This window comes from Paenibacillus sp. FSL M7-0896, assembly GCF_037975415.1.
Classification (GTDB): domain Bacteria; phylum Bacillota; class Bacilli; order Paenibacillales; family Paenibacillaceae; genus Paenibacillus_AQ; species Paenibacillus_AQ silagei.
The window spans coordinates 5126837-5151955 of sequence record NZ_CP150250.1; the positions used below are offsets into that span (position 1 = coordinate 5126837).

Sequence of the window (25119 nt, forward strand, 5' to 3'; positions counted from 1 at the left end):
AAGAGGTTTGATTGTACCACACAGGTTACTTCTCTTGGCACTCCATCCGCAGCACATGGAACGACTTGGGCTCAAGCTCATACACCATCGAGTTCGCGGTCTCAAGCGGCACACTAGAAGGAGCGATGTTGCGCGGAGCCTCAATAGAGTTCACTTCCGCTTCCTGTCCCTGCATGACATAAGCCACTCCGCTTCCGGTCAAGGACAATGCTGTCTCCAGCTCCACCTGAACGGTACGGTCCTGCGTGTTCACCAGCTTCACGTACAGGACTTGCTGCCCCTCATCATAAGAAACAGTGTAAGGAATCTCCTCCTGGTCATGTACGGTCTGCAGCACCTTTGTTCCCATCAGCGTACTGTACATCTGCTGGACATAGTAGCTTGGTGTACCGTAGCTGTTCTCGCCATCGAACCAGATCATATCCGGCGACCACTGGGCGTAGCCAAGTCTGGCGAACAACGGAGCATAAGAGGCCAGCACGACGATGTCGGCATTGCGCTCAAGTCCTGTCAGGAATGCGGCTTCTGCCAGCGCAGCGCCCCAGCTGTTGAAGTGCGGCGAATTCATCCCGTTGCCATAGTGACCCGCATATTCTCCAGCGAACACCTTGATCTCCCTCGGATACTCATCATAGAAATGCACATTCTCGCACAGCCATTCCGGCTTCACATAATAATGCTCATCGATAGCGTAGACGAAGTTCGGATTACCCGCAGCCCGCTTACGGTAATACTCCCACGCCCGGGTATAGTTGTCCGAGCTGACATCCGGCCCCGCAGACCCGATTAGCTGCACAGATGGATACTTGGCATGAATCGCCTGCTCGAACAGATCGTACCGGGTGAAAAAGTCTGCATGCTCCGTCTCCCACTGCTCATTGCCGATTCCAATCATCTCCAGACCGAACGGCTCTGGGTGACCCATCTCACTCCGCAAGTGGCCCCACGGTGAATCCACCGGTCCGTTGGCGAATTCCAGCAGGTCCAGCGCATCCTGGATATACTCCTGGAAATCTTCATCGTGTACGCCCACATGCTCAGTAGACTGGAACTGGCAAGCCAGCCCGACATTCAGCACCGGAATCGGCCGCGCTCCCAGATATTCACACAGCAGAAAATACTCATAAAACCCGATCCCCAGACTCTGATTATAGTGGCTGTACTCGCTCGTGTACTGATTCTCTTCATGATTGCCGTGCAGCGCCCAGCGGCTGCTGTTATTCTTGCGCTGCTCGGCAGCGCCCACACTCCGCTTCCATTGGTAGCGGTTCTCCAGGGTATAGCCCTCAACAATACACCCTCCGGGGAACCGCAGGAAGCCTGGCTTCATCTCCTCCAGCAGCCCGACCAGATCCCGGCGGAACAGACCCAGCACCGCGTCGGAGGGAATCATGGAGACGAAGTCGAAGCAGACCGTACCCGGAGCATCCAGCCGGATGACGAAATCCCCATACGACACAGGCTCATTGCAGCTAAGCTGCGCTGTATAGCGTGTCCACTCTTCCCCTACCGCTGTCGCGATGACAGCCTGCGCCATAACCGTACTATTTTGCTCAACCGAAACTTCAATGCCGCCTGCATAACCCTCCGCTCTGGCATAGAAGGATACCTCATACGATAGTCCCTGCTTCAGAGAGACTCCATCATAGGCCTTATTGGTAAAAGCGTTCTGCATCTCCCCGACGGTAAACGCCAGGTAATGGGGATTGACCTCATTCTGCGGATGCTCCGTCTCAATCTTCAGCGTGGCCCCGCTGGCCTCTGCAGGATATGCCGTCCAGCCATAGAGACCATCATAGCTCTCACTATAGCTTCCCCGGTCGCCCTGCGCTTTCATGAACTCGAAGGACCGGTTCTCAATCATCTCAGCATGCAGCCCGCCGTCCAGACCGTAATTGATATCCTCGAAGAAGAGCCCAATCATCCCCTTGGATATCGATACTCCAGGCTTATCTGTAATTTGTAGTTTCATTTATTTCCCCTCCGCCACTTTTCCTTGTCTGTATATTTTCCAGTTCTCTATTTACCAGCTCATAAATAAGTAATTATCTCAGACGTAATGCTGCTGTCGTAGCGGTCAGAGATGCCGAAGTCCATCTTTTTATACGTCCAGGCGGCCCGGCCGATCTTGTATTGTTCGAACACGCCATGCACATCCTTGTACCAGTTCACCACGCTCTGCGATGGGGCTTGCTCAATGACTCCATATTCGCCGCAGTACAGATATACGTTTCGCTCTGCTGCAACATCAATCGCGTTCTGAATCAGACTGGTCATGTACGCCGGACCCATCTCGTGGATACCTTCTGAATGCAGCCCCGAGCCAAAAGCGCCGATAGCCGCCGAAGTGCTGCGGTAGTTCTCCAGGTCACCCGGATAGTCCATGCTGCTCTTAGGCATCTGCTCTACCCAAGCCGCACGCTGGTGTGTGAACAGGAACGGCTCATAGAAGTGGAAGGTGTAGACGATATTCTCATCAAAAGGCTGATCCAGCAGCTCCAGCGTATGCACGCTGTTCCACTGGATGCCGCCGATAACGATTTTGGTCTCCGGGGCGTGCTTGCGGATCTCGGCAATCGTCCGGTGAGCCAGTGCATTCCAGCGGCTGCTGTCCTGCTCCACAATCTCATTCAATAATTCAAAAGCCACAGTATCCTTATAGCTGGCATACCGGCTGGCAATCGCCTTCCACAGATTCAGGAACCGCTCCTGGAGCGCCGGGTCATCGAACAGGGAATTCTCGGCCACGCTGTTGAAGGAGAACCCGGGCGTTTTATGCAGATCAATAATGAGATTCAGCCCATGGGCAGCACACCAGCGGATACAGTTGTCGATATGCTTGAACCCGGCGTAAGTCTCTGCATTCCCCGTATCCTCTATCACTTCATAATCCACCGGCAGCCGGACATGGTCCAGGCCCCACGAAGCAATCGTCTCGATATCCTTCTCCGTAATGAAGCTATCATAATGGGCATGCTGATAAGGACACTGGGACAGCCAGCCTCCTAGATTCACACCTCTGGTATAACCCGTCCATTCTTTCATCACGATCATCCTCTCCGGCCTCAGCCTTCATTGTAAGCTCTTACTTCTACCTGTCTTAAGCATAGATAAACCCTGGCCGCAGAACAATTACACATCGTGCGTAAGTACTAACATATTGTGCAATCCTCATTTACAAAAGGCACCCTTAGCTTCTACAATAGACCTATCTGCTGCGCAGGAGGTTCATATGAACATACACAATATCGGCTACAACCACAGCCATGACGCGGACTTCATCATTAACCGGCCCCAGGGCTCGGGCGACAATATGCTATTGCTGCTGAAGACCCCGGCCATCTTCACTTTGGAGGGAGAGAGCCGGGTGACAGGGCCGGACTCCTTCATTCTATACAGCGAGCACACCCCTCAGCTCTACCGGGCTTACAGTTCACAGTTCACCAATGACTGGTTCCATTTCCGGCTGGACAACCCGGACGATGAAGCGCTGCTGGACCGGCTGGCGATCCCCAGGGATGAAGTGATCCCGATTGGCGATCTGAACGAGCTGTCGATCATCATTAACCATTTGTGCTATGAGGTGTATTCCGAGAATCCGCATAAGGACGAGACGATTGAATTATATCTGCGGCTATTCTTCATTAAGCTCAGCAACCGGATTCATTCGTCCCAGAAGGAAGTCGGCAACACCCACTACAACAAGATGTCCATTATCCGCACCAAAATCTACAACCAGCCCTTCCTGAACTGGACCATCGATGGGCTGTCCCACGAGTTGACCATGAGCCGCTCCTGCTTCCAGCACCTGTATAAAGATTACTTCGGCGTAAGCCCGATGGCCGACGTTATTGCCAGCCGGATCGAACATGCCAAATACCTGCTCACCACCACAGACATCTCCGTCAAAAAAATCGCAGAAATGAGCGGCTACGCCAGCGAGATCCACTTCATGCGCCAGTTCAAGCAGCAGTTGGGCCAGACGCCCACCCAGTACAGGGAGCACAAAATAAAGCCAGACCGCTGATAAGCAGTCTGGCTTTATTTTTAGTGATATTCCAAGAACTCAAGACGATTACCAAAAGGGTCATTTACATAGAAGCGCTTAACGCCTTCATCCGCCCTCGCTTCATCATCCATTACTTGAATGTCATTCTGCAACAGATGCTCACGTAATTCAATCAAGTGTTGTACATGAAATGCCGGGTGAGCTTTGATCGCAGGAACAAAATCTCGCTGCACCCCGATATGTACTTGATGCGTCCCGCATTGGAACCAAACCCCGCCACGCTTTTGCAGCAATTCTGGTTTGGGTATCTCCATCCAGCCTAACAACCCATTGAAGAATCTCCGGGCCTCAGCTTCACAGCCTTCCGGGGCTGCCAGTTGTACATGGTCTAGACCATAATAATTGTAGGTCATCCATCTTCCTCCTTAGCAGTTTCATCTATTGAAACTTGATTTCATAATATAGTTATATATTATAGTAATTCACAATATAAATCTATAAAATAACCCCACAAAGTGGGGCTTAAGCTTCGATGATGACTCAGGTACTTTGCGGGGACCCCAAAACATATAAATTCTCTTGTAAAAAAACAGCCCCCTCTAAGGCGGACTGCTTCATAACTTAAAGCTTATAGATAGCAGAAGTATAGTGCACAGATAATTTAAATCTTATATAAAGTTACCTCATAGTCTGCAAAAACCTTCCCGATCATCTCCTCCACCACACTCCACTCCCCATTCGCCAGCCCGCAGCCAATGTTGTACGGAAGCGCCACAGACAGACCCTTGGCTTGTGCTTCTATCTTCAGAGTGGTTAACGCTTGCTCCAGCGCAGCATAATCGGTATACCGGATTTTGCTTCTTCCATAGTTAAGCTGGCCGAACAGATTCGCCGTGTACTTCGCGCCCGTCTGCACCAGCTGGCAGTGTCCGAGCAGCTCGTCAGGCGTGTAAGAGTCACAGTATTTTTTATACTCAGGATATAAATTCGGATAGCGGTCCCGCAAAATCTTCGCAATCCCCGACCCCATCACCCCCTGACAATTTACCTGGTGCCCTAGAATATCTTCATTAGCTTCTAATAGATCGCCGTTTACGATTTGGATGGTCATGGTTCTCTCCTCTTATCAAATTCCATAATGTCCCGGAGCTTGTCCACTGTCTCCAGCACAAAGTTATCTACTTCCGCTTCCTTCATATAAACTGGTTCGTAATCTATCGGCACTTCAGTGTTGCAATAAAAGTGAATGATATTCTGTATTTGTTTAAAGGTCTGGCCTTCAGGAAAGAACGGTAAGTATTCAGGATATTGCTGAATATGCTGCACATCAGTCCAAAACACATGATTGCCATGCAGCTTCAAATATTTGAAGTCCAGCCAGTACCAGTCCCGCTTCACCAGCTGATTGTACTCGGGAGTACCTTTTACCGCTTGATGTACCGGCTCCTCCTGCTTGCTCTTAGTTAACTTGATCCATTCGACATCCGTTATAAGATGACAGTAATACCCCCAATAATAGGAACCTGCGCTAGAAGTAAGCTCAACATCCTTCAATGCATACTGCTCCCGGAACAGCTCAGGCTGAATCCCCTGTCCATTCTTAAAGTGGGTAACACTCTTAGGTATACGTTGAAACTATACTCTTATAATACACACTTTACCTACACATACCACTTCCGCTGCGCCTCATACATCGTCCGGTACTCCCCCTCCATGCTCATTAGCTGCTCATGCGTGCCGTCCTGTACGATCCTTCCGTCCTTCATCACGAGGATTCGGTCCGCCAGCTTCACGGAGCCTAGTCTATGCGAGACCAGGATTGCGGTTTTATCCCGGCACAAGGCGGCGAAGTCGTTATACAGACGGGTCTCCTCCAGGGGATCGATGGCCGCCGTGGGTTCATCCAGAATCATCAGGTCGCTGTCCCGGAACAATCCACGCGCAATCGCCACACGCTGCCATTGACCGCCGGACAGATCGGTGCCGCCGAACTCCCGTCCCAGCATCGTATCCAGCCCTTCCTTAACCCCTTCACCGGATAAAAGCACCCCGGCCTCCTCGCACACGGATACTACTGCGGAATCATCTGCTAGTTTAGAATATTGGCTGATCCGCACATTCTCCCGGAAGGTCTCATTATACTTGCGATAATGTTGAAAAACAGCCGAAGTTCGCTCATAGGTAGTCCGTGAGGCCTCCACGTTCCCGTACCATACTTCCCCTGCCGTAGGCAGGTATAAGCCCATAATGATGCGGCACAGCGTGGTCTTCCCGCTTCCATTCTCGCCTACAATTGCCATCGTCTGCTTATTGGGGATGATCAGGTCGATCTCCTCAACCGCATTTCGGGTTGCCAGCGGATAGCGGAACCGGACAGCTTTTAGCTCAATATCACTGTCTGCGGGCCTTGGCAGGTTATTAGTCGCATGAACAGGTTCGTCGATGAAATCCAGAAAATTCTCAGTAGACCCGATATTCTCCGTAGCCCAGGCGATTCTCTCGGTGATCAGCTTGTTCATGAACCGGTACAGACTGCCAATCGAAGCCAGCACCGCCGCAAAAGCTCCAATCGAAATCTCCTGCTTCATCACAGACACAAACAGCATATACACAATCAGGCCGTAGCCCATAACCGTCACTACATTCAGTATGAGCTGAACGAGATGCTTGCGTACCTGCGTCCGAAGTACAATAGTGTTCAACCGTTGCAGGGCAGACGTATACAAATTCTCGAAAAATGCAGCCGCCCCCAGCAGCCGGGTCTCCGAGAGATACGCTTTGTCCGTCAAGCACAGTTCATAGTAGTCACTTTCCCGCCGGATCGGGGCAGATGCCGCCTCCAGATTCTTGAATGCTGACATCAGCACCAATTGAGAGAGCATCACCGGAACGAATACGACGACGATACTTAGCGCAAGCACTGGCTTGAGCGTGAACAGATACCACCCGATGAACACGAAATAAGTCGTATAGTAGAACAGGATGTCCAGTAAAGTTGTTCCGATCCAGATCAGCTTGCCGCTCCCGTTCACAGCCTTGTGGATATAATCCAGCCGCTTCGTGTCCTCGAATTCAGAGACCTGTAACGAATCTACTCTCTTAAAAATCATCTGATTCAGGTGCTTGCCCACGCTTAGCCCGTAAATCTCCTCATAACAGTTCCCGAGTCCGTCCATGACATGATAGAACAGATACATAAGCGCCAGTACGCCCAAGGAAAAGAGAACCATTTTGAAGTCTATTCGATCTGTAGCATAGGCAGCAGCCGCATCCAGAAATCTCTGCATAAATAACACCTGCAGCACCCAGGAGACCGCCTGGAGCAAGGCAATTCCGATGTACGTATAAGACCTCCCGGGATTCACCTGGAATAAAAGCCGCAGGCATCTGACCCCGTTCCTCAGGAACCCCTGCCCCTGTATTCTATCCATGCTGCACCTTACTCTCTGCTTCATACCACGACTTCTGGCTGGCGAACATCTTCCCGTATATCCCATACGGGATTTCCAGCAATTGCTCATGGGAGCCCTGCTCCGCAATCCGCCCGTTACGCACCACCAGGATCTCATCCGAGATTCTCGCAGCGCCCAGCCTGTGGGTGATGTAAATAGTGAACCGGTCTGCGCGGATGCTGCTGAACATTTCATATAGCCGGCTCTCTTCGATGGGGTCCAGGGCAGCGGTAGGCTCGTCCATAATATGGATAGCTGAGCTGGAATACAACAGTCTGGCTATCGCCAACCTTTGCCACTGCCCGCCGGAAAGGTCCAGACTTTTCTCTTTGATTTTGCCGACGTAAGTATCGAGACCGTATTCCAGCCCCTGGACCATTCCGCTCAGATTCATCTTGCTTATGCTATGACGGATTCGCTCTTCATCCTTCCTCAGGATATTCCCCAGCCGGACATTATCTTGGATCGTCAGCGTGTACCTGGCGTAATTCTGGAAGACCACCCCGATGATGCTTTTCAGCTCCGGGTAGCTGTATTCCCGCAGATTCTTCTTATTAATGAAGATTTCGCCCTCATAGTTATCGTACATTCCGGTAAGTAGTTTGATCAGAGTAGACTTACCGGCTCCGTTCTCACCGACAATGGCATAGCTCTTCCCGCTAACCATGGTGAACGAGCATTGATTCAATATGTATCTCTCCGTATCCGGGTAGCGGAAGCTCACCTGCCTGAATTCCAGCGATTGAAAGACGAAGCCGTCTATCTCCACAGGTAGAGCAGCGGCATCCTTCTTCTCACTGAGCCCGGCAAAAGCTGAGAAATCCTTCAGATACTCCTTCATCCGTGCATGCTCCTGCATCGTCTCGGCTAACTGCCAGGACATCCTCTGCACGAGGCTGAAGATCGTGGTCACCAGCGAAATGAACAGGCCAATCGATAGCTCGCCCAAGTGCAGCGCAGGCAACAGCAAGGCCACTATAATAATGCCGATCAGCAGAGCGATGATCGAGCCGCTTTTCAGATGAAGGAAGCTTCGGATCTGTATCTTCTTCTCCACCGCGTACGTCTGATCATACAGCTTGCCGTACCGATCCCTGAGCGCCGGACCATACCCGAATAACGTGCGTTCCTCCGCATCCTCCCGGCTAGTCAAAATATGCGCCAGTTCTGCACTCCTCCTCCGTATCCGCTGCGCATCCATCCCCAGCACATAATTCGCCTTGCCCGTCTTCATGGCAATATAGAACAAAGGCACCGCAACCAGCACAATCACAATCCCTGTAATGAACGTGGACGACATCACAATCACAAGCAGCGAAGCGGTCCCAATCAGCAGATTCAGTCCACTCATCATATTGTTGAACCCGCTCATGAAATGACCCACCGGATCTCCGCACACCCTATGGATTAACTCCGAAGTCTCTTTATTCTCAATATGCTGGTACGCAAGCCGCGCCCGCTTGAGCACCATCTCCCGCTTTAGCCGCACATTCAGCCGATTGCGCCCCGTCAGCTCAACCAGCTGCATCAGGCTGGGAAGCAGATGAGTAACGATCACATAACCCATAATCAGCGCAAGCGGCCTGTAGATTAACGAATACTCCGCCCGGCCATTCACAATATGGGTCGCCGTATTAATGAAATAAGCCATCACCAGCGTCTGATACGCAGGCATCAAGGCATCCACCAGCATATACCCCACCGCCGCCACCGTCTGCACCGGAATCACCCTAAGCGGAATCCCGATCAGATCGAATACTCTATATTTTCTTGAAGTTAGCATGTGGTCTCCTTGTTTGGAATGAATTATGGTAGGGACGAATCACAATAGGAAAGACTCGCAAAGCGTGCCCTAATTCATAGTATCATTTCCATCCGGGAGGAATAACCTGTCAGATTATAGGGGTTGGGTGAGGGAAAATAAAAATGACTGTGCCGGGGTGGGCAGCAGTCATTTTATTAGAGCCGAGTATGCTATTCCCGCTAGGGCTGAATACTTACCTTTGTCGCGTACCACTTCCCGGCTTTCAATTTCAGCGTTAGCTGAACAGGTTCTTTGAATGCAAAATTATCATCTTCATATTTCTGAGTTACATATACTTTTGACTCTGCGAAGTAATGCAGCGGCAATACAAAACCGATTTGATGAGCGCTTGAATTATACTCAAAACCATCAGATGTCATCCCACGTTCAACAGGATTTATTTTGCTGTATACCGAAGGACTCATGTAATTCATATCAGCGTCCTTCTTCATCGCTTCTTCTAATATGATCTTGGTATCATGCGATATCCATGCACCAAACGAGATGTAGGCAATAACAAATAGAAGAATGAATGAAAGGATTAAGTTTCTTTTTTTCATTGGCACCTCCGTTAAAAATTGATGTTGAAAGATTCAGAAAACAATTCCATCGTTCTGTAGAGTATACTACGTGGATTTAACAGTTTATATCTTTTATTGTTAAACACAAAGTACTTACCGATGAAGGAGATGAGCAAGTGGAAAGTATCCTAGAGAGCCTGTATCACGGCAACTTACATCCCGATGAAAATATCATCCCAGATGACCCACAGTACTCTATTTTAAGAAAAAGAGTATCTGACATCATAGAGCTTTGGAAGGACCGCCACTCAGCGGAAGAATTCGACGAGTTAGAAGCGCTGTTAGACTTATACGGTCAAACTCACGGCATGGAGTTAGCATCAAGTTTCAAGTACGGCTTCCGCCTTGGGGCAGGGATTATGGTTGAGATTTTAACCGGGGAGGAGGAGCTTGGTAGTAGGTTAATTAGTGTGGGTGATAAGACTTAGTAATAAACAGAATGAATTCTGCGTGTTTCATAGCTATTGCAATGTTCTGATGAATTTTAATCCCTTCCTATGGCGTAAATTCGGGGAGTTAGAAGAGATTGAGCCAGCGAATGTTATAAAAATCGATCAGATTGTGGAATATGAATGGGACTTTTAAATATTAACTTAGTAATGAATTACTTCCAGTAGACCTGAAAAAAGCAGCTCCTTTATCGTGACCTGCTTTTCAGTAATATCATTGTGTATATTTTTCCAGTACACTTTTCTTCAGTTCGCTATATTGATCATTCGTAGCTTGCATTGTTTTTTCTGCCATATCCGCTCCGGACAATTCAAATTTACCTTGTTCCAGAGAATTAACCCAATATGCACCCTGTTTTTCATTCCACTTTAGAAATAAAACATATTCATTACCTTCTTGCATTAATGTGTAATCTTCATAATTCATTCTAATGTTACCTTCTTTACCTTCAATCACATAGGAAGGTTCGAAGGTTACAAGCTCTGAACCGATTTCCTGTTTTGGTGAATCTTTATATAACTGGACTACTTTAACCTTAGTTTCTGTTCTGCCAGTTGGCCCCCAATCAAAGTTTTCAATGACATTTTTGCTCTCACCAGTTGCAATGACTCTAACTACAGCATCTGATTGAGATTCTGCATCATCGGCATTTATGAAAATTATATGGTCAGCTTCGATTTTATCTGTACTTACTACAGATAGAGCCAATTTTTTAGCGGTTAAATCAACTTTGCTTTGAACATTCTTACTTATTACAGTAGGATTGTTCTGATTATCTTCAGAAGAGCTAGTTGAATATGAGACTATTCCTATCCCGATTCCTAAGGAAGCAACGGTTGTCCATAACATAGTTTTCTTCATGCTTACCACCCCCATTTTGTTCTTACGTGAGATAAATGAGTACTTGTAGGTGAAGTTAGATAATATGCACCTGATTTAATCCAATGGTCACCAGAGTGTGCAGGTGCATTCTCAAAGTGATTTGTTGCTTGCCCCACCTGATATAGAACCTATTTTAATGTGGGCGGTTCCCGTATCAGCGCTTGCCGTTGCTGCCATTAACGATATTGCGACCATCATTGATTTAACGATGTTCTTCCTCCTTTAATTTTTTGTTGAAAATTACAGACCTACTATATAGACGCACAAATAATCTAAATGTATCCAAATTTATATCATTTTTCTCATTTTTTTGTAAAGCTAAGCCTCCCTGTACCTTCCCTGCCAGATCGTATTGAACTTGAAAACCCAACAGATCGAATTATATTTGCGGATGTATTTTTGCCTCCATATTAGGACGTGGCGGCTAATAAATCCTTCACAAAAAATTGTACTATCCCAAAATAGATGAGCGATGCTGGGAATGCAGCAGGATGTTTTCGGACTGATCGCCCGGCTCTTTTAAATCTTGCAATACTGCAATAACACACTTCTTTCAATCCACCACCAACACCCGCGGCGACGCACTTTGAATAGACTTGGAAGCTGCCCAGCTGCCCAGACCTGCGGCGATGATACTTAGAGGGATCATCGAGGCGATGCCTCCACCGTTCATGATTAGCGGAACTTTAACAATCCCGTAGTCGGCTAGGATCACGTTAAGCAGCGGAGGGAGACCTAACAAACCTATAGGAATTCCTACCAGCGCACCGATCCCCGATACGACCAGGATGCCGGTGGTTTCCGACAGTCGGATCTGGCGGGAGGTCATGCCGATGGACTTGTAAATGCCGTAGGTACGGCTCTCTTTCTTCATGTTAATCCGGCAGATGCTGTAGATGATCACGAACGTAATGACGATAAACATCAGCGCCATAACGGACATTGGCAGAACGATGATTTTGATCGCCTGCGAGAATACCTCATCCACTAACGAAGCCTGACTGGCGATCCCAAGTACACTTCCATACCGCTCTTGCAATTCATTTACGAATGAATCAACTGGAGTGCCCGCATTCAGATTAATAAAGGTTGTGCTCATCGCACTTCCATAGCCCGGATTACTAGTTCTGATGACGTCGGCGGTAATCCGCCCCGAATTGGACATGTTCGCGATCGCCTGGTAGATTCCGGTGACGGTCAGCGTATGTTTTGCCCCTTCAATATAAATGTCCAGTGAATCCCCTGCTTGAATGCCCAGCGTTCTTGCCACATTTACCCCAACCGAGATTTCATTGGCAGACACAGGATTCTGTCCCTCCACATTCTCATAGCCTATTTCATCATAGCTCCCATCCGCCACCGTCAGTAAGATCCCCATCGTATCCTGCTTCATGGCAGCCCCATCCTTCTGGGGAACCGGCACAACCGCATTGGCATCCCCGTACCGCGAGTAATCCTTCACCCTTGGATCAGAGAGGACTTCTTCTTGCAGCTGTTTAAAAGTCATTTTAGCCGGATTATCGATTCTTATGGACAGATCGGCTGAATCATATCCCCACTTGGCAATGGTTCCATGGATGGAAGCAATGCTGTATATGAACAGAAATCCGAAGACGAGTACAGCGGTGGACAACGCCGAGATCAGCACAATCAGCAGCGAACCCCGGATATTTTTGGTGACGCTTCTTAGCCCGATAATCATCGAGGTGGGAAGAGCGCCCAGCTGCAGAAGCTTTCTTTTCCATGTTCCATTGCCCACGGATTGGTGGGAGTACTCCTTCTCAGACATGCCGTAACGAACAGCTTGGGCCGGCTCCACATGACGCGCCTTATTCGCGAACAGCAGGGCCGAGAGAAGAATAACCACAACGACAGCCGCGCCAGTCCACAGACCTGTACCTGAGAATACATCGTTCATCCCTGCTGATCCTGTATTGAGATAAGCCATGGAACTGGCAACAATGGTACCGGAGAGAAGATTGCTGACCAGAATCCCCGGAATGACCGATACGAGCGCCAGGAAGGTATATTGTGCAACATAAGCCATAACGACTTTACGGGAAGATAATCCGACAGATTTGATAATCCCAATCGTTCGGTAGTTAGAGAGGATAGCATCGGCAATCGTGAATCCCAAGGTGTACAAGGCTACACAGATCATGACAGCAGCCAGAAAAATCATCACGAAGCTAATCACCTGATTCGCTATCATATAATAGGAAGACAAGCTCTCGAAGTCTTTAACAGACTCCAGGTAGGGGGTCCCGAGAGACTGCTCGAATCTATCCCAGTAGGTCCTATGTTGGCTGTAATCCTCAAATCTTAGTCCGGTCATATACTTATCGCCGCCTGGCAGCAGGGTCATATGCGTGTTATAATCCTCATGATTCAGCCAGATTCTCCCGCTTGTAGCAAAAGGCGAACAGTAGGAAATATCCACAACGACGGCCGCAACGTTCAACCGGATGGTCCCTTCATCTGTCTTGAACTCAACCGAATCGCCCACATGAATATCATTGGGATAAGCCAGCGAGGTGGGAATCCAGACAGTTCCTGCTTCCGGTGAGCTCTGTTCTGCTCCTTCGACGAACTGCAGCCGGTCCACGGGAAAAGGCCCTTCGGGCGCATCCATCATGAACAAGTCCACATTCGGGATCTCTTCTCCAGCGTGCGACATACTGGACAGATAGCGGTAGCGCATCAAATCCGAGACCGTTACCCCTGACTGCTCTTCCCACCATGTATGTACCTGAACCGGATCATGGATGCCATTCTCCAGCTGCAATATTTGATGCGCGCCACGGGACTGGTCATGCATACTCTCATACATCCGGTTGGTGTTGTTCAGAACGGATACGGCCGTTGAGAGGAGCAGGGCTGCCAGCATGATGATGATTGCAATGAAGCTGTTTTGCACTTTTTTATGCTTCAGGTTCGTCCAGCATAGTTTCCATACCGCATACATCCGCTACCTCTCCTCCCCTGACATGAACATGAAAATTTGGTTTTCTCTCGCTTTCAACTGATCCGGTGCATATTTGCCTAGCTCCAGAATCCCATCGATAGTGCCGTCTTTGACCAGGATTAACCGGTCTGCCCTGCACGCAGCCTGGATATCATGCGTCACCATAACGATCGATTGATCATTCTGGTTCATCTCCGTCAACAGATCCAGAATCACTGCGCCCTGCTCCTGGCTTAATGCCCCTGTAGGCTCATCCGCAAAAATCACCTCCGGCGAATTGATGAGCGCCCTGGCAATCGCCGCTCTCTGCTGTTGTCCTCCAGATACCTGGGACGGCAGGCGTCCGGCTTGTGCCCCGATCCCCATCTGGTGCAGCAGGCTTAATGCCTGCTCGTTCACCTCGCTTTTGCTGCGGCCAGCCACGTACCCCGGGAAAGCCACATTCTCCAGCAAAGTGAAATCAGGAACCAGATTGATCGATTGATACACATAGCCGATTTTGTTGGACCGGAAATCCGTTAGCTCTTTCTCTGTGTATGCATCGATTCGCTGTCCCTTGAACATCACTTCTCCGGAAGTAATCCCGTCCAGACCGCTGAGGAGGTAGAGCAGCGTAGACTTCCCCGAGCCCGAACTGCCCATAATCACCGTAAAGTCACCTTGGTATACTTCAAGATTAATGCTTTTGGCTGCGAGAAATTGTTCATTGCCTGAGGAGTATACTTTGCATAAATCAACAGTCTTGATTAGAACCTCTTTGCTAGGATTTTTGGTTATCACCCAAGGCCGCCTCCTAAAATCATCCTATTCTTCTTCCTGACCTTCGCCTTATTGCTGTTACTGTTCGATCTTAAGATTACCAGTGTCTGAAATCAGCTTGACGAGTGGCCCACCCTCACCGATATAACCATCCTTATAACCCGGCAGCGTCACCTGTACGGTTCCAGAATCCGCAGAGAATTGAGTGCGGAGTGCCTTAGGCGCTTCAACTGTCTGGATGGTGATATCTCCAGTATCTGAGGTAGCATGGATATCTTGACGGATGCGCTCAAGCGAGGCCGTGATTTCACCAGTATCCGTCTCCGCATGAATGATCCCCTCCTCTATATCCAGCTTGATAGAACCCGTGTCGCTTATCGCCCGATATTCCTTTGCCAGGATGGGGCCTATGTCAATATTTCCGGTGTCTGTCACAACCTTCAGCTGCTCTAGTTGGATCTCAGGAATCCCTACCGTGAGCTTAAGGTCCGTATAGATGTCAAAAAAGCGGAACTGGTTATCCTGAACAACCTTAATGCTGGTTTGTCCCCCATCCTGAGTGATGTCCAGCTTGTAATCCTTCATTAATGCCTTTGTCGTCTTTCCACCCAAGGTAGCCTTGATTTCATCTCCCTGAATGGGAACCACATCAATTGTCCCCGTCTCTGTTTGAATAAGAACGCTGGTGGTCTGGTCCATCCGGACAGGTTGTTCAATCGATAGCTCATACACATTGAAGGGTGAATTGCCTAACAGATACAGTACTACATTCCCTATGACTCCGGCAGCAATCAGGAGCAGGGCAAGTCTGGTTAGGTTCCGGGATCTATGCTTCAAAAGAGGTCACATCCTTTTTGATGACTGTCAGATTATATTTCAGGTACCGGATCACAAGATGGTAATACAGCCGGGTGAGCTTGAATGTTCCAATGGCAACTAGCAGTCCCCCGCCAACCATGCCCAGCATCAGAAATATGCTATTGATAGACAGCGTAACTGACTGATACTGAAGAATTAAAAGAATCGGAGAAATAAGCAAGCAAATGGCAAAGACGAATACTCCGGCAATCACAGTTAGTGAGGTGACAAAGGGCAGCAGAACAATAAATAAGTTGAATAATCCTAAGCTTACCGTGCCCATAACCGCTTTCGTTACACTTAAGAGCGTTGGGAATTTGTCCGCTTTTTCAATCTGTGACTGGGTCAGTAATTCACGGGCGATCAACCGGGGATGGCCCAGCTTGGAGATCACCTCTGCTTCCGACCGCCCGCTTAATTGGGCACACTCGAAATGCTCCCTGAATTCCCCCATAAGTTCAGCACACTCCTCAGGAGGAAGCAGCTTCAGATACCGTGCCAACTCACCCAGATAGGCCTCTTTATTCACTCCGATCCACCCCCAATAATCTCCTGCACTCCTATGGCAAAAGCATTCCACTCCTCAATCATCCCGCTCATGACTCTCCTTCCCTCATCGGTAATCTTATAGTACTTCCGGGGCGGCCCCTCACCCGATTCAGATAAATAGGTGGAAAATAACCCTTCCGCAGCCAGTCTTCTTAATAACGGATAGATGGTGCCCTCGGCTATGGCGAATTTGTGCGAGATCTGTTCCACCAGCTCATATCCGTAACGGTCTTTCTGTGAGGTTAAAACAAGAACACAAAGCTCCAGCACACCCTTCTTGAACTGAACATTCATTACTCATCACCACGCTTTATTTAGTACTGTGCAATACACAGTAGTTACTAATACAAAGATTACCATCTGCTACTGTTTAATGCAAGGTAGCTGGAGGTAATAGTTATGATTGCGTTCATATCTATTCTCATCATTTATCTCTCGTTACAATTAGGCTTAATTCATTATGAATTTTTTAAGCTATAGGCATATGCCGTGTTGGATATGGGTTATAGTCCATAGACTGTTGACGAGATAGTATTTGAGGAGGTTACCCCATGGAAACGAATTATCAACAAGTTGCCTGGAATTGTATGAATAAATATGTTGGTATTACTACAAGTGATGGTCAGTCTCACGACGGGTTTGTTGCTCACATCGATCAGAACTACGTCACACTTGCCATCCCCACCAATGAAATGGTGGGCCAGATGAACGGAATGCCTGCTAACGCTACAACCTACAGACAATTCGGATACTATCCGGGCTTCTACCCGCGCCGCCGCTTTTATCCAAGACCGATCCCCTTTGGTGCCATTACAGCTTTGTACTTGCTTCCATTTTTTATTTAATAATGATTAGGGAATTCGTTACTGCATGGGCATTAGCATAGGATGATGTATAACCATTTGGGGGCTAACAAAGTACTGAATAATCAAATGTATCCCATGCAGCAACAAATGCCGCAAGCCATCATGGTCTATCCTATTGATCCCTACGTAGTCGAAACCTTAATGTCTGTAAAAGGTAAACAGGTAGTGCTCGAAACCACTCGCGGAGGGATTAGCGGCTGCTTAGTAGAAGTTAAGCCAGACCACGTTGTATTGGATACCAGGGGCCGGAAGTTTTTCGTACGAATCTGCGAGATTGTCTGGATCATGCCAGAATAGATTTCTGTGAAGGAGCTACGATAGTAGAGATCCCCTCAGTGTTACCCTAGCTGGGCGCTGGGCGAGGAAGGCAGCCGACTTGTGATCAGACATGCGCTTGAGGCAGGAATCAACTTCTTCGATACCTCTAATTTGTATTCGCACGGAACCAGCGAGGAAAGCGTCAGCAGGAGAACTTGGCAGTTCGCAAAGGCCCTGCATCTCCAGAAAGAGCACGGTTGGGCCCGCTTCATCTCCATGCAACACAACTACAACCTGATCGCCCGTGAGGAAGAGAACGAGATGCTCCCGCTCTGTGCCGACGAAGGGATTCAGACCATGGTCTTCAGTCCGCTGTCCCGTGGAGTCCTGGCCCGGCCTTGGGGTGCACAAACGGCCCGCTCCGAGACCGAATCCGGTGCTGCCCAATATTATCAGGCAACTGCCGCATCCGACCAAAAAATTGTGGAGGCCATAGGCCAAGTGGCAGAGGAACGCGGGGTTAGCCGTGCCGAAATCTCGCTTGCCTGGCTGTACCGCAATCCCGTCGTTGCCGCCCCAATCGTAGGAGCCCTCAAAACCAGTCACATTGACGATGCCATCAAAGCCCTCTCGATCAAGCTATCCGACGAAGAAGCGGCAAGGCTGGAAGCTGCATACACCCCCCGTATCGACGTAAATGTTAGAAATTCCGATCCGAAGTCGATTGCCCGCATGGCCGCAACTGTTGGGCATGAGGTTGTGCTTCCGGGTGGGGGGAAGTGAATTGAATGGAGTAAGAGGCCCATGGGGGGTTGCATGGGCCTCTTGCTCCGGTCTCTTTAATTAGGGGTCCCGACCCTTGAATACCGATCGGACTAAATTCAAGAAGCTTGCGTCGCATACAATCGTGCATAAATGCCGCCGCTACGCAGCAGTTCCTCATGCGTGCCCATCTCGGCAATCTCTGTGCCCTCCAGCACGACGATCTGGTCGGCATGACGGACCGTGGATAGCCGATGGGCAATCACCAGTGTTGTGCGATCCTTCGATATTTCGTCCAGCGCCTGCTGGATCTCTTGCTCGGTCTTGGTATCCAGCGCTGATGTCGCTTCATCCAGAATGAGGATCGGTGCATTGCGCAGAATCGCCCGTGCGATCGAAATCCGCTGTTTCTGCCCTCCTGACAGCCGTACACCGCGTTCACCAATCACCGTATCGTAGCCTTGCTCCATCTGTGCTATGAAATCATGCGCTTTCGCCGCTTTCGCTGCGGCCATCACATCTTTCCCGGTTGCGTCCGCCCATCCATAAGCGATATTGTCATACACGGAGCCGTCAAACAGGAAGGTGTCCTGCAGCACCATCGAGATATTGTCACGCAGGCTGGAGAGCGTCACATCCCGAATATCAATACCATCCACTCGAATCGAACCGGCCTGAGGGTCGTAGAATCGGTTAACGAGACTGGCCAATGTCGTCTTTCCTACACCGGTTGTACCTACAAGCGCGACCGTCTTTCCGGGATCAATAGTCAGGTTCAGCCGTTCTAGTACAGGCGCACCCTCCTGATATACGAAGGTGACATCTTGAAAAGATATCTGTCCTTGTACACGCGGTAAGCTGACTGCGTCTCGCTTCTCCTGTATATCCTCCTCTTCTTCAAGCACATCGTATACCCGTTTAAGACCTGCGGCGGCTCGCCCGGTCATCTCCACCAGATTGGAGAAGGACTTTACCGGCTGATAGAACATACCCAGGTAGGCGATGAATCCGATGATATCAGCAATGCTGACCTCGCCTGTTGCCATTAATCTGCCGCCTAGAATCACGACAAACACAGTACCCAGCGCAGTGACAAAGGCTAACAACGGCACAGACGTTTCATAGAACAGACTGGCGCGCAAATAGGTCTTCGTATGTTTCATAGCCAGACGAGATACGTTGCCCTGCTCCTCCTCCTGCCGATTAAAAATTTGGATTTCCTTCATGCCCGCCAAGTTCTCCTGCACCTTGCCGGAGATTTCTCCCCGCGTTTTGGAATTCTCTCCCCACAGCGGCGACAAATGCTTGCTCTGCCATATCGTAATCGCAAGCAGTAACGGAATTGTGATCAGACTGATCAGTGCCAGCTTCACATTGATCGTCAAGAGAAGAATGCCTACTCCGATAAAGGTAAGTGCGTTGATGATAAAGTCAGGAATAGCATGGGCAATGAAAATTTCCGCCTCCATCGCATCATTCACAACGCGCCCGGTCAAGTCACCCGTCCGGCTTCGGTGGAAATAGCGCAAGCTCATCTGCTGATATTTGCTATACAATCTTGTTCTTAAATCTGCTACATAATGAAGTGCCGCATAATGGTTCATATAGCCGGCCAGTGATGTTCCGATGGCTTGCAGACAGGTGGCTCCAAGCAGCATCAAACCAATCTTCAGCGCTTCCGCGGCAAACTGGCTGCTGCCTTCGGTAGCCAATTGGGTCAACGACCGAAGCGCCCAGGGCAGATAAAACCCGGCCATTGTGGCCATCACGACACCGGCAAATCCAATCCCTAACTGCAACCAGTATTTCCGTGCGCCCAGCAGGACACGCCATGCGGTTCTCATGTGGCAATCGCCTCCTTCCGCCCCTTAGCCTCTGGGAATCCTTGATCTACTTCTTGGTCTCTACGCTTATCACGCAATAGCTCGTACGTCACATACACCGGCCGCCCTGTTCGCGGTTCCAGCATAATCTCGGCATCAATGGCAAACACCTCACGCAGCGTCTGTACCGTCATTACACGCTCTGGCGAGCCATGCTCCACCACCTGGCCTTCACGAATCGCCACCATATAGTCGGAGAAGCGTGCTGCCAGATTCAGGTCATGCAGCACCATCACAATCGTCACGTGCTGACTGCGATTCAGTTCATAGAGCAGTTCCAGTACTTCGAGCTGATGGGCCAGGTCCAGATAGGTGGTGGGTTCATCCAGCAGGATCAGATCGGTCTGCTGGGTGAGCGCCATCGCAATCCATACGCGCTGACGCTGACCGCCAGATAGCGTATCGACCTCACGATGCTCAAACGCAGTAAGCTGTGTAACCGATAGCGCCCAGGTGACTACTTGCTTATCCTCTTTGGAGAGCTTGCCGAAACCCCGTTGATGAGGAAAACGTCCATAGGCGACTAACTGACCGACCGTCAAACCGCTCGGTGCGGTTGGCGTCTGCGGCAGAATCGCCATCTGCTTGGCGACTTCCTTGGTGGACAGTGTGCGGATATCGGCACCATTCAGATAGACCGTACCATTATTCGTCTTGAGCAGCCGGCCGACTGCCTTGAGTACAGTTGATTTGCCGCATCCATTGGGACCAATAATCGAGGTGATCTGTCCACGCGGAATCTGCAAATCCAGTTCTTTGACGATAAGCGTGTCATTATAGGCAATATCAATTTGCTCTGCTGTAATACTTTCCATGACGTCCTCCTAATTGGCCTTCGCTAGTAAATAAAGAAAGTACGGAACACTGATGACCGTAATGACGATTCCCGTCGGCACATCTCCCCCCAGGTTAACCGTGCGCGTAATCGTGTCTGCCAGCACCACGACTAATCCGCCGGTCAGGCTGGCAGCCGGAATGAGCAATTTGTGATCGGGCCCGACCAGTTTTCTTGCCATATGCGGAGCGATCAAGCCAACGAAGAAGAAGCTTCCGCCAACAGCCACAGCGCCAGAGGATAAAGCAACAGCAGCGATCGACAACCCCACAAACTGCCGCTTCACAGAAAGACCCAGCCCTTCTGCCGTCTGATAGCCCAGATGGAGGGTATTCAGCATCCGGGACTTGTAGAAAATATAGCCGATTAAAATCAAGACCCATGGGGCCAGTACAGCAATATAGCGCCAATCAGCACCCCACAAGCTCCCCGCCAGCCAATTCAGCATGAAGTCCATCTGCGAATCATCCAGCTTGAGTGTCAGGAAGGTGGTCAGCGCCCCATACCCACTTCCGAGTGCGACCCCGGTTAAGATCAGGCCGATTGGCGAGAGGTTTCGCCCGCGGTGATAAGATAATAAGAAGATCAATCCCGCCGCCAGCAGGCCGCCAACAAAGGCCAGCAGCGGCAGGGCAATGAAGGAACTTTTTCCTGCTGATGCGATGAATACTACGAAGAACAGGACAAACAAACCTGATCCTGAACTAATCCCCAGTGTCCCCGGACTAGCCATGTCGTTGCGCAGCAAACTCTGCATCACGACCCCAGCCGCTCCCATTCCCAGACCTACCAAGATCGACAGTACGATTCGTGGCATTCGAAAATCGAACAGGATCAGATTTTGCTTACCGGTGCCGTTACCAAGGAGAACGTTCAGCACTTCCTGTGGTGAAAGATTCATCTTGCCGGAATTCATGCTAATGACAGCAAACATAAGGATGAGCACTAAAAGCACTACATTGACGAGGATACCCCGTTGCACCGTATAACGCTGCTTGATCATTCGAATTCCCTCCTTTGCCTGCGGGCGAGGAAGAGAAAGTACGGCACACCAATGATGGAAAAAATAATGCCAATCGGTGTTTCGAACGGCCTATTGATCAAACGGCCAGCCAGATCGGCCGATACGGTCAGCAACGCGCCATATAGCGCAGCCGCCGGAATAATGTACCGATAGTCGACACCGACCATATATCTCACAATATGCGGGGTAATCAGACCCACAAAACCGATTGGGCCAACCACGACAACAGCCAATCCAGTCAGCACGAGCACGATAATCGTCGATAGCCCCTTGACCAGTCCGCTGCGGATACCGAGTCCACTTGCCACATCTTCTCCCAGACTGAGCAGTGTAACGGAAGGAGCCAGCGCCAGCGCCAGCAGTATACCACCAACAAATAAGGGGGAGATAATCAGTAGTTCCCCCCACTTGGCCCCCGCTGTACTGCCTGCCGTCCAGAATGCCAATGCCCGGCCCAGGTTGTAATTGATCGCCAAATACTGACTGAGTGCGCCAAACAGCATGGAGATGGACAGCCCTGCCAGCACCAGCCGCTGAGGTGTCATCCCGCGCTTGCCCAGTGACGCGATGAAGTACGTGATCCCGGTCGCGAGCGCTGCTCCCAGACAAGCAAACAGCATCATCTGCCCATACGAATACCCCGGTAGAAAGGCCAGGCACAGCGCAATCGCGAATGCTGCCCCGGAGCTGATCCCCATCAGCCCGGAGTCGGCCAGCGGATTGCGGGTTGTCCCCTGCATGATCGCACCACAAACCGCAAGGCTACATCCGACGATCAGATCGGCTACGGTACGCGGAAGACGTAGGGTTTGAATAATTTGATGTTCAGTGAGCGTTGGATCAAATCGGAAAATAGCCTCCCATGCAGTCGCTAACCTCATATCAGCGGCGCCAAAGCTAATCGACGCCGCTGACATGAGAACCGTTAATCCAAGCCCTACCACCATGTACATGGTGAAGTTCACCGCCCCACGGCGATTTTGTTCAGGCTTGTTTTTCATCGTATTTCCAGATCCCCTTATTTAGCTAATGCCAGCAATTGATTGACAATATGATCAATCAACGCACTGGAAGTCATTATATCCGTGGACCAAGATAGCGATGAACCTACCGTTACGATCCGATGATGCTGCACAGCGGGTAGTGATTTCCAAACCGCATGATCAGCAGGAACTTCCGTATCTCCTAAGGCGATCAAATAATCCCCCATGTAAGCGGGCAAGACCTCCATAGAGATTTGTCCCCAATATTTATCTGCGTCAATAATATCAGATTGAACCTTTGACGGTGCCTTCATTTGAAGCTGATTATACACAAGCTCGCCAACCGCATGCTTGGCTCCAGCGATGGAGTTCGTTTTATCACCGAATTCTCCCATCGTAATCGTCACGTCTGCAAGGCCGGCATTCTTAAGGGATAGCTTCGCTTCTTCGATTTTGTTAGCATAAGCACTCAAAACAGCCTCAGCCTCTGTCGGCTTATTCAGAACATTGCCAATAAAATGGATACGCTCTTCTGTAGTCATATCACCATAAGGGACATAAATGGTCGGGGCAATTTTGGATAAATCCTCATAATTCTCTTCACCCCATGCTAATATGATCAGATCAGGCTCAAGAGCCATGACATCTTCCGGCTCCATTTTTATGTTAATTGAATCTTTAATCTCGTTAGAATACACCGCCTCTCTCTCGCCCTTTGTCGCTCTCGCCACACCAAGAGGAGTTACACCCAAAGCTACCACATCACCAACCAGATAATCGACTACAACACGCTGAGGGTTGCCAGGCACCTCAACATCACCCTTTACTGTAGATATCGTTCTGGTCTGCGAGACTGCTTCTGAAGCCTTCGTCTCCTGTACTTCCGGTTGTGTCGTCTGCCCGGTCTCCGCAGACGGATTCACCGTTCCCCTATTATTCGCTGGCGTCCCCGACGTACATGCCGTCAGCAACAGCATCAGGCTCATCGCCGCCACAAAGATCATTTCTTTACTTCGTACTTGTCCAAACATGCTTGATTCCCCATCTCTATAAGACTTGACTAGACTCGCCAGTTCCCTCTCATTGTAATGAAGATGAGAATCATTATCAATACCATCAACCTGCATGGATGGTGCGTTTATTTTCCGGTAATCACTCGGCGTCATCTTGTAATACTTCTTAAACATCCGAAACAGGTTCTTCTCATCAGCAAATCCAGATCCTGTTGCTATCTCTTTAATGGTTGCCTCTGTATACTTCAAGTCATGACAGGCAGCTTCAATTCTTCTCTGAATGAGGTACTCCTGTAAGCTCATCCCTTCCTTCTTTTTGAACAACCGTGTTAATTGCCCGCCACTGATCCCAAACATAGCGGCAATATCCTGGAACATAATCGGCTCCCGGTAATGTTTATCTAGATATATTTTGGCAGAGCTGGCTGGAAAGGGCTGGAGATAGCGAATCTCGCCCCCCTCAAAATCTCTATACACCCTATGGATCAATTGATATAGAAACCCCTTGGCCTGAAGCTGATCCATCGCCTTACCGCGGTTCCAGTCATTCAACATTTGTTGAAACCAGTCGAGCAGCAAAATGGGATTACTTGGTGTATAACCAAACTGTTGAACAAATGGATTGACTTGCTCCAGTAATCGCTGCAGGTGCTTCTTGTGGAAAAGAGGGGATTCCGCTTTATAAAAGACCATAAAGGTCTTCACACTCTCCCTTTTCGGCCAAATACTGAGTTGGCTCCCCTTCCCGCCATGAACTAGACCGAAGCGTTCCATTCCGAATGTGGTTTCATTCAGTTGAATTTGCGCTTCCCCTCCACAGGCATAGATAAACATGCTGCTAGGCATTTTATACTGCTCCAAAGGGTAGGCGGACGCTATATTCTGAAAGCGTACATCTATTAATGTAATGATTGAACGTGTCCAAATGCGGGCCATCGTATCGATCATCTCTGGTGTAAATATCTGCCTTGCTTCTGCTTCTTCTTGCATCAATCCGCGCTCCCTCATCTCACTTGTCCCAATTGATATACCGTCCCTAAAATGATTTTGATTATCATTATCATAATACTCAAGGTAAGTATATCATCATTAAGTGACATTGGGGGAGCAGACAACGGACGTTATGCTTTGGATTCCAAAGCATCTCAGGTAGGTCTGGCGAATTGTTACAAAAGAAATATCCATT

Annotated in this window: 24 protein-coding genes; 5 read left to right on the forward strand and 19 right to left on the reverse strand. The window is 49.4% G+C overall.

The genetic code is table 11. The features are described 5' to 3' along the window. Positions 1–25: 25 nt before the first annotated feature. Together MKY12_RS21980 and MKY12_RS21985 are read right to left on the reverse strand one after the other, a co-directional pair. Positions 26–1972 (reverse strand): alpha-L-arabinofuranosidase C-terminal domain-containing protein, encoded by a 1947-nt coding sequence (locus MKY12_RS21980; RefSeq protein ID WP_339310777.1) that lies wholly within the window; start codon positions 1970–1972, stop codon positions 26–28. 59 nt (positions 1973–2031) lie between these two features. Continuing rightward, the gene (locus MKY12_RS21985; RefSeq protein WP_339310779.1) at positions 2032–3054 is read right to left on the reverse strand and encodes a cellulase family glycosylhydrolase; all 1023 of its coding nucleotides are present in this window, start codon (positions 3052–3054) and stop codon (positions 2032–2034) included. Positions 3055–3232: 178 nt separating this feature from the next. Here MKY12_RS21985 and MKY12_RS21990 point away from each other — a divergent pair, with 178 nt between their 5' ends. Beyond that, a complete protein-coding gene (locus tag MKY12_RS21990) occupies positions 3233–4027 on the forward strand; it encodes a helix-turn-helix transcriptional regulator (RefSeq protein WP_339310780.1) in 795 nt (264 codons plus the stop codon). 20 nt (positions 4028–4047) lie between these two features. On the opposite strand, the gene MKY12_RS21995 is transcribed toward MKY12_RS21990, so the two are convergent. The 6 genes from MKY12_RS21995 to MKY12_RS22020 form a co-directional block, all read right to left on the reverse strand. Further along, entirely contained in the window at positions 4048–4422 is a 375-nt protein-coding gene (locus MKY12_RS21995) for a glyoxalase (protein ID WP_339310781.1), read from the reverse strand. Positions 4423–4670: 248 nt separating this feature from the next. Further along, positions 4671–5120, reverse strand: a complete 450-nt coding sequence (locus MKY12_RS22000; protein WP_339310783.1) for a macro domain-containing protein — start codon at positions 5118–5120, stop codon at positions 4671–4673. Further along, entirely contained in the window at positions 5117–5563 is a 447-nt protein-coding gene (locus MKY12_RS22005; protein WP_339310784.1) for a hypothetical protein, read from the reverse strand. Before MKY12_RS22005 ends, MKY12_RS22000 begins: the two co-directional genes overlap by 4 nt. A 107-nt stretch (positions 5564–5670) precedes the next feature. After that, positions 5671–7440, reverse strand: a complete 1770-nt coding sequence (locus MKY12_RS22010; RefSeq protein ID WP_339310785.1) for an ATP-binding cassette domain-containing protein — start codon at positions 7438–7440, stop codon at positions 5671–5673. Next, the gene (locus MKY12_RS22015) at positions 7433–9244 is read right to left on the reverse strand and encodes an ABC transporter ATP-binding protein (RefSeq protein ID WP_339310787.1); all 1812 of its coding nucleotides are present in this window, start codon (positions 9242–9244) and stop codon (positions 7433–7435) included. The genes MKY12_RS22010 and MKY12_RS22015 overlap by 8 nt, the downstream gene beginning before the upstream one ends. Positions 9245–9444: 200 nt before the next feature. After that, positions 9445–9825 carry a hypothetical protein gene (locus MKY12_RS22020; RefSeq protein WP_339310789.1) on the reverse strand — a complete coding sequence of 127 codons (381 nt, stop codon included), beginning with the start codon at positions 9823–9825 and terminating at the stop codon, positions 9445–9447. Positions 9826–9962: 137 nt separating this feature from the next. Between MKY12_RS22020 and MKY12_RS22025 the strand changes: the two genes are divergently transcribed. Then, entirely contained in the window at positions 9963–10274 is a 312-nt protein-coding gene (locus MKY12_RS22025; protein WP_339310791.1) for a DUF6809 family protein, read from the forward strand. Between the two features lie 235 nt (positions 10275–10509). Here MKY12_RS22025 and MKY12_RS22030 read toward each other — a convergent pair whose 3' ends face one another. The 6 genes from MKY12_RS22030 to MKY12_RS22055 form a co-directional block, all read right to left on the reverse strand. Next, positions 10510–11157, reverse strand: a complete 648-nt coding sequence (locus MKY12_RS22030; RefSeq protein ID WP_339310793.1) for a hypothetical protein — start codon at positions 11155–11157, stop codon at positions 10510–10512. A 574-nt stretch (positions 11158–11731) separates the two neighbouring features. Then, positions 11732–14143, reverse strand: a complete 2412-nt coding sequence (locus tag MKY12_RS22035; RefSeq protein ID WP_339310795.1) for an FtsX-like permease family protein — start codon at positions 14141–14143, stop codon at positions 11732–11734. 3 nt (positions 14144–14146) lie between these two features. Continuing rightward, a complete protein-coding gene (locus MKY12_RS22040; protein ID WP_339310796.1) occupies positions 14147–14923 on the reverse strand; it encodes an ABC transporter ATP-binding protein in 777 nt (258 codons plus the stop codon). 57 nt (positions 14924–14980) lie between these two features. After that, on the reverse strand, positions 14981–15739 hold the full coding sequence (locus MKY12_RS22045; RefSeq protein WP_076076117.1) for a DUF4097 family beta strand repeat-containing protein: 759 nt from the start codon (positions 15737–15739) through the stop codon (positions 14981–14983). Then, positions 15729–16289, reverse strand: coding sequence for a DUF1700 domain-containing protein (locus tag MKY12_RS22050; RefSeq protein ID WP_076076115.1), 561 nt, complete (start codon positions 16287–16289; stop codon positions 15729–15731). Before MKY12_RS22050 ends, MKY12_RS22045 begins: the two co-directional genes overlap by 11 nt. Beyond that, complete coding sequence (locus MKY12_RS22055; protein ID WP_076076112.1) at positions 16286–16603, reverse strand: PadR family transcriptional regulator; 318 nt, start codon at positions 16601–16603, stop codon at positions 16286–16288. Before MKY12_RS22055 ends, MKY12_RS22050 begins: the two co-directional genes overlap by 4 nt. Positions 16604–16860: 257 nt before the next feature. On the opposite strand from MKY12_RS22055, the gene MKY12_RS22060 reads away from it, so the two are divergent. The 3 genes from MKY12_RS22060 (at position 16861) to MKY12_RS22070 (ending at position 18216) form a co-directional block, all read left to right on the forward strand. Then, positions 16861–17154: a hypothetical protein gene (locus MKY12_RS22060; protein ID WP_036724156.1), complete on the forward strand. Its 294-nt coding sequence runs from the start codon at positions 16861–16863 to the stop codon at positions 17152–17154. A 123-nt stretch (positions 17155–17277) separates the two neighbouring features. Further along, entirely contained in the window at positions 17278–17472 is a 195-nt protein-coding gene (locus MKY12_RS22065; protein WP_083684602.1) for a YuzF family protein, read from the forward strand. 81 nt (positions 17473–17553) lie between these two features. Continuing rightward, positions 17554–18216, forward strand: a complete 663-nt coding sequence (locus MKY12_RS22070; RefSeq protein WP_339310798.1) for an aldo/keto reductase — start codon at positions 17554–17556, stop codon at positions 18214–18216. Between the two features lie 98 nt (positions 18217–18314). On the opposite strand, the gene MKY12_RS22075 is transcribed toward MKY12_RS22070, so the two are convergent. From MKY12_RS22075 to MKY12_RS22095, 5 genes are all read right to left on the reverse strand, one after another. After that, positions 18315–20039 (reverse strand): ABC transporter ATP-binding protein, encoded by a 1725-nt coding sequence (locus MKY12_RS22075; RefSeq protein WP_339310800.1) that lies wholly within the window; start codon positions 20037–20039, stop codon positions 18315–18317. Next, positions 20036–20893: an ABC transporter ATP-binding protein gene (locus MKY12_RS22080; RefSeq protein ID WP_339310801.1), complete on the reverse strand. Its 858-nt coding sequence runs from the start codon at positions 20891–20893 to the stop codon at positions 20036–20038. Before MKY12_RS22080 ends, MKY12_RS22075 begins: the two co-directional genes overlap by 4 nt. Positions 20894–20902: 9 nt before the next feature. Beyond that, positions 20903–21916, reverse strand: coding sequence for an iron ABC transporter permease (locus tag MKY12_RS22085; RefSeq protein WP_339310803.1), 1014 nt, complete (start codon positions 21914–21916; stop codon positions 20903–20905). Further along, entirely contained in the window at positions 21913–22890 is a 978-nt protein-coding gene (locus tag MKY12_RS22090) for an iron ABC transporter permease (protein ID WP_339310804.1), read from the reverse strand. Before MKY12_RS22090 ends, MKY12_RS22085 begins: the two co-directional genes overlap by 4 nt. Positions 22891–22955: 65 nt before the next feature. Beyond that, positions 22956–24923, reverse strand: coding sequence for an AraC family transcriptional regulator (locus MKY12_RS22095; protein WP_339310805.1), 1968 nt, complete (start codon positions 24921–24923; stop codon positions 22956–22958). Positions 24924–25119: the final 196 nt, after the last annotated feature.

Bases quoted from the DNA above. Each gene is read 5' to 3' on its own strand.
- MKY12_RS21980 (WP_339310777.1), bottom strand. From the start codon at position 1,972: ATGAAACTACAAATTACAGATAAGCCTGGAGTATCGATATCCAAGGGG.
- MKY12_RS21985 (WP_339310779.1), bottom strand. From the start codon at position 3,054: ATGATCGTGATGAAAGAATGGACGGGTTATACCAGAGGTGTGAATCTA.
- MKY12_RS21990 (WP_339310780.1), top strand. From the start codon at position 3,233: ATGAACATACACAATATCGGCTACAACCACAGCCATGACGCGGACTTC.
- MKY12_RS21995 (WP_339310781.1), bottom strand. From the start codon at position 4,422: ATGACCTACAATTATTATGGTCTAGACCATGTACAACTGGCAGCCCCG.
- MKY12_RS22000 (WP_339310783.1), bottom strand. From the start codon at position 5,120: ATGACCATCCAAATCGTAAACGGCGATCTATTAGAAGCTAATGAAGAT.
- MKY12_RS22010 (WP_339310785.1), bottom strand. From the start codon at position 7,440: ATGGATAGAATACAGGGGCAGGGGTTCCTGAGGAACGGGGTCAGATGC.
- MKY12_RS22015 (WP_339310787.1), bottom strand. From the start codon at position 9,244: ATGCTAACTTCAAGAAAATATAGAGTATTCGATCTGATCGGGATTCCG.
- MKY12_RS22020 (WP_339310789.1), bottom strand. From the start codon at position 9,825: ATGAAAAAAAGAAACTTAATCCTTTCATTCATTCTTCTATTTGTTATT.
- MKY12_RS22030 (WP_339310793.1), bottom strand. From the start codon at position 11,157: ATGAAGAAAACTATGTTATGGACAACCGTTGCTTCCTTAGGAATCGGG.
- MKY12_RS22035 (WP_339310795.1), bottom strand. From the start codon at position 14,143: ATGTATGCGGTATGGAAACTATGCTGGACGAACCTGAAGCATAAAAAA.
- MKY12_RS22055 (WP_076076112.1), bottom strand. From the start codon at position 16,603: ATGAATGTTCAGTTCAAGAAGGGTGTGCTGGAGCTTTGTGTTCTTGTT.
- MKY12_RS22060 (WP_036724156.1), top strand. From the start codon at position 16,861: ATGGAAACGAATTATCAACAAGTTGCCTGGAATTGTATGAATAAATAT.
- MKY12_RS22065 (WP_083684602.1), top strand. From the start codon at position 17,278: ATGGTCTATCCTATTGATCCCTACGTAGTCGAAACCTTAATGTCTGTA.
- MKY12_RS22075 (WP_339310800.1), bottom strand. From the start codon at position 20,039: ATGAGAACCGCATGGCGTGTCCTGCTGGGCGCACGGAAATACTGGTTG.
- MKY12_RS22080 (WP_339310801.1), bottom strand. From the start codon at position 20,893: ATGGAAAGTATTACAGCAGAGCAAATTGATATTGCCTATAATGACACG.
- MKY12_RS22085 (WP_339310803.1), bottom strand. From the start codon at position 21,916: ATGATCAAGCAGCGTTATACGGTGCAACGGGGTATCCTCGTCAATGTA.
- MKY12_RS22090 (WP_339310804.1), bottom strand. From the start codon at position 22,890: ATGTACATGGTGGTAGGGCTTGGATTAACGGTTCTCATGTCAGCGGCG.
- MKY12_RS22095 (WP_339310805.1), bottom strand. From the start codon at position 24,923: ATGCAAGAAGAAGCAGAAGCAAGGCAGATATTTACACCAGAGATGATC.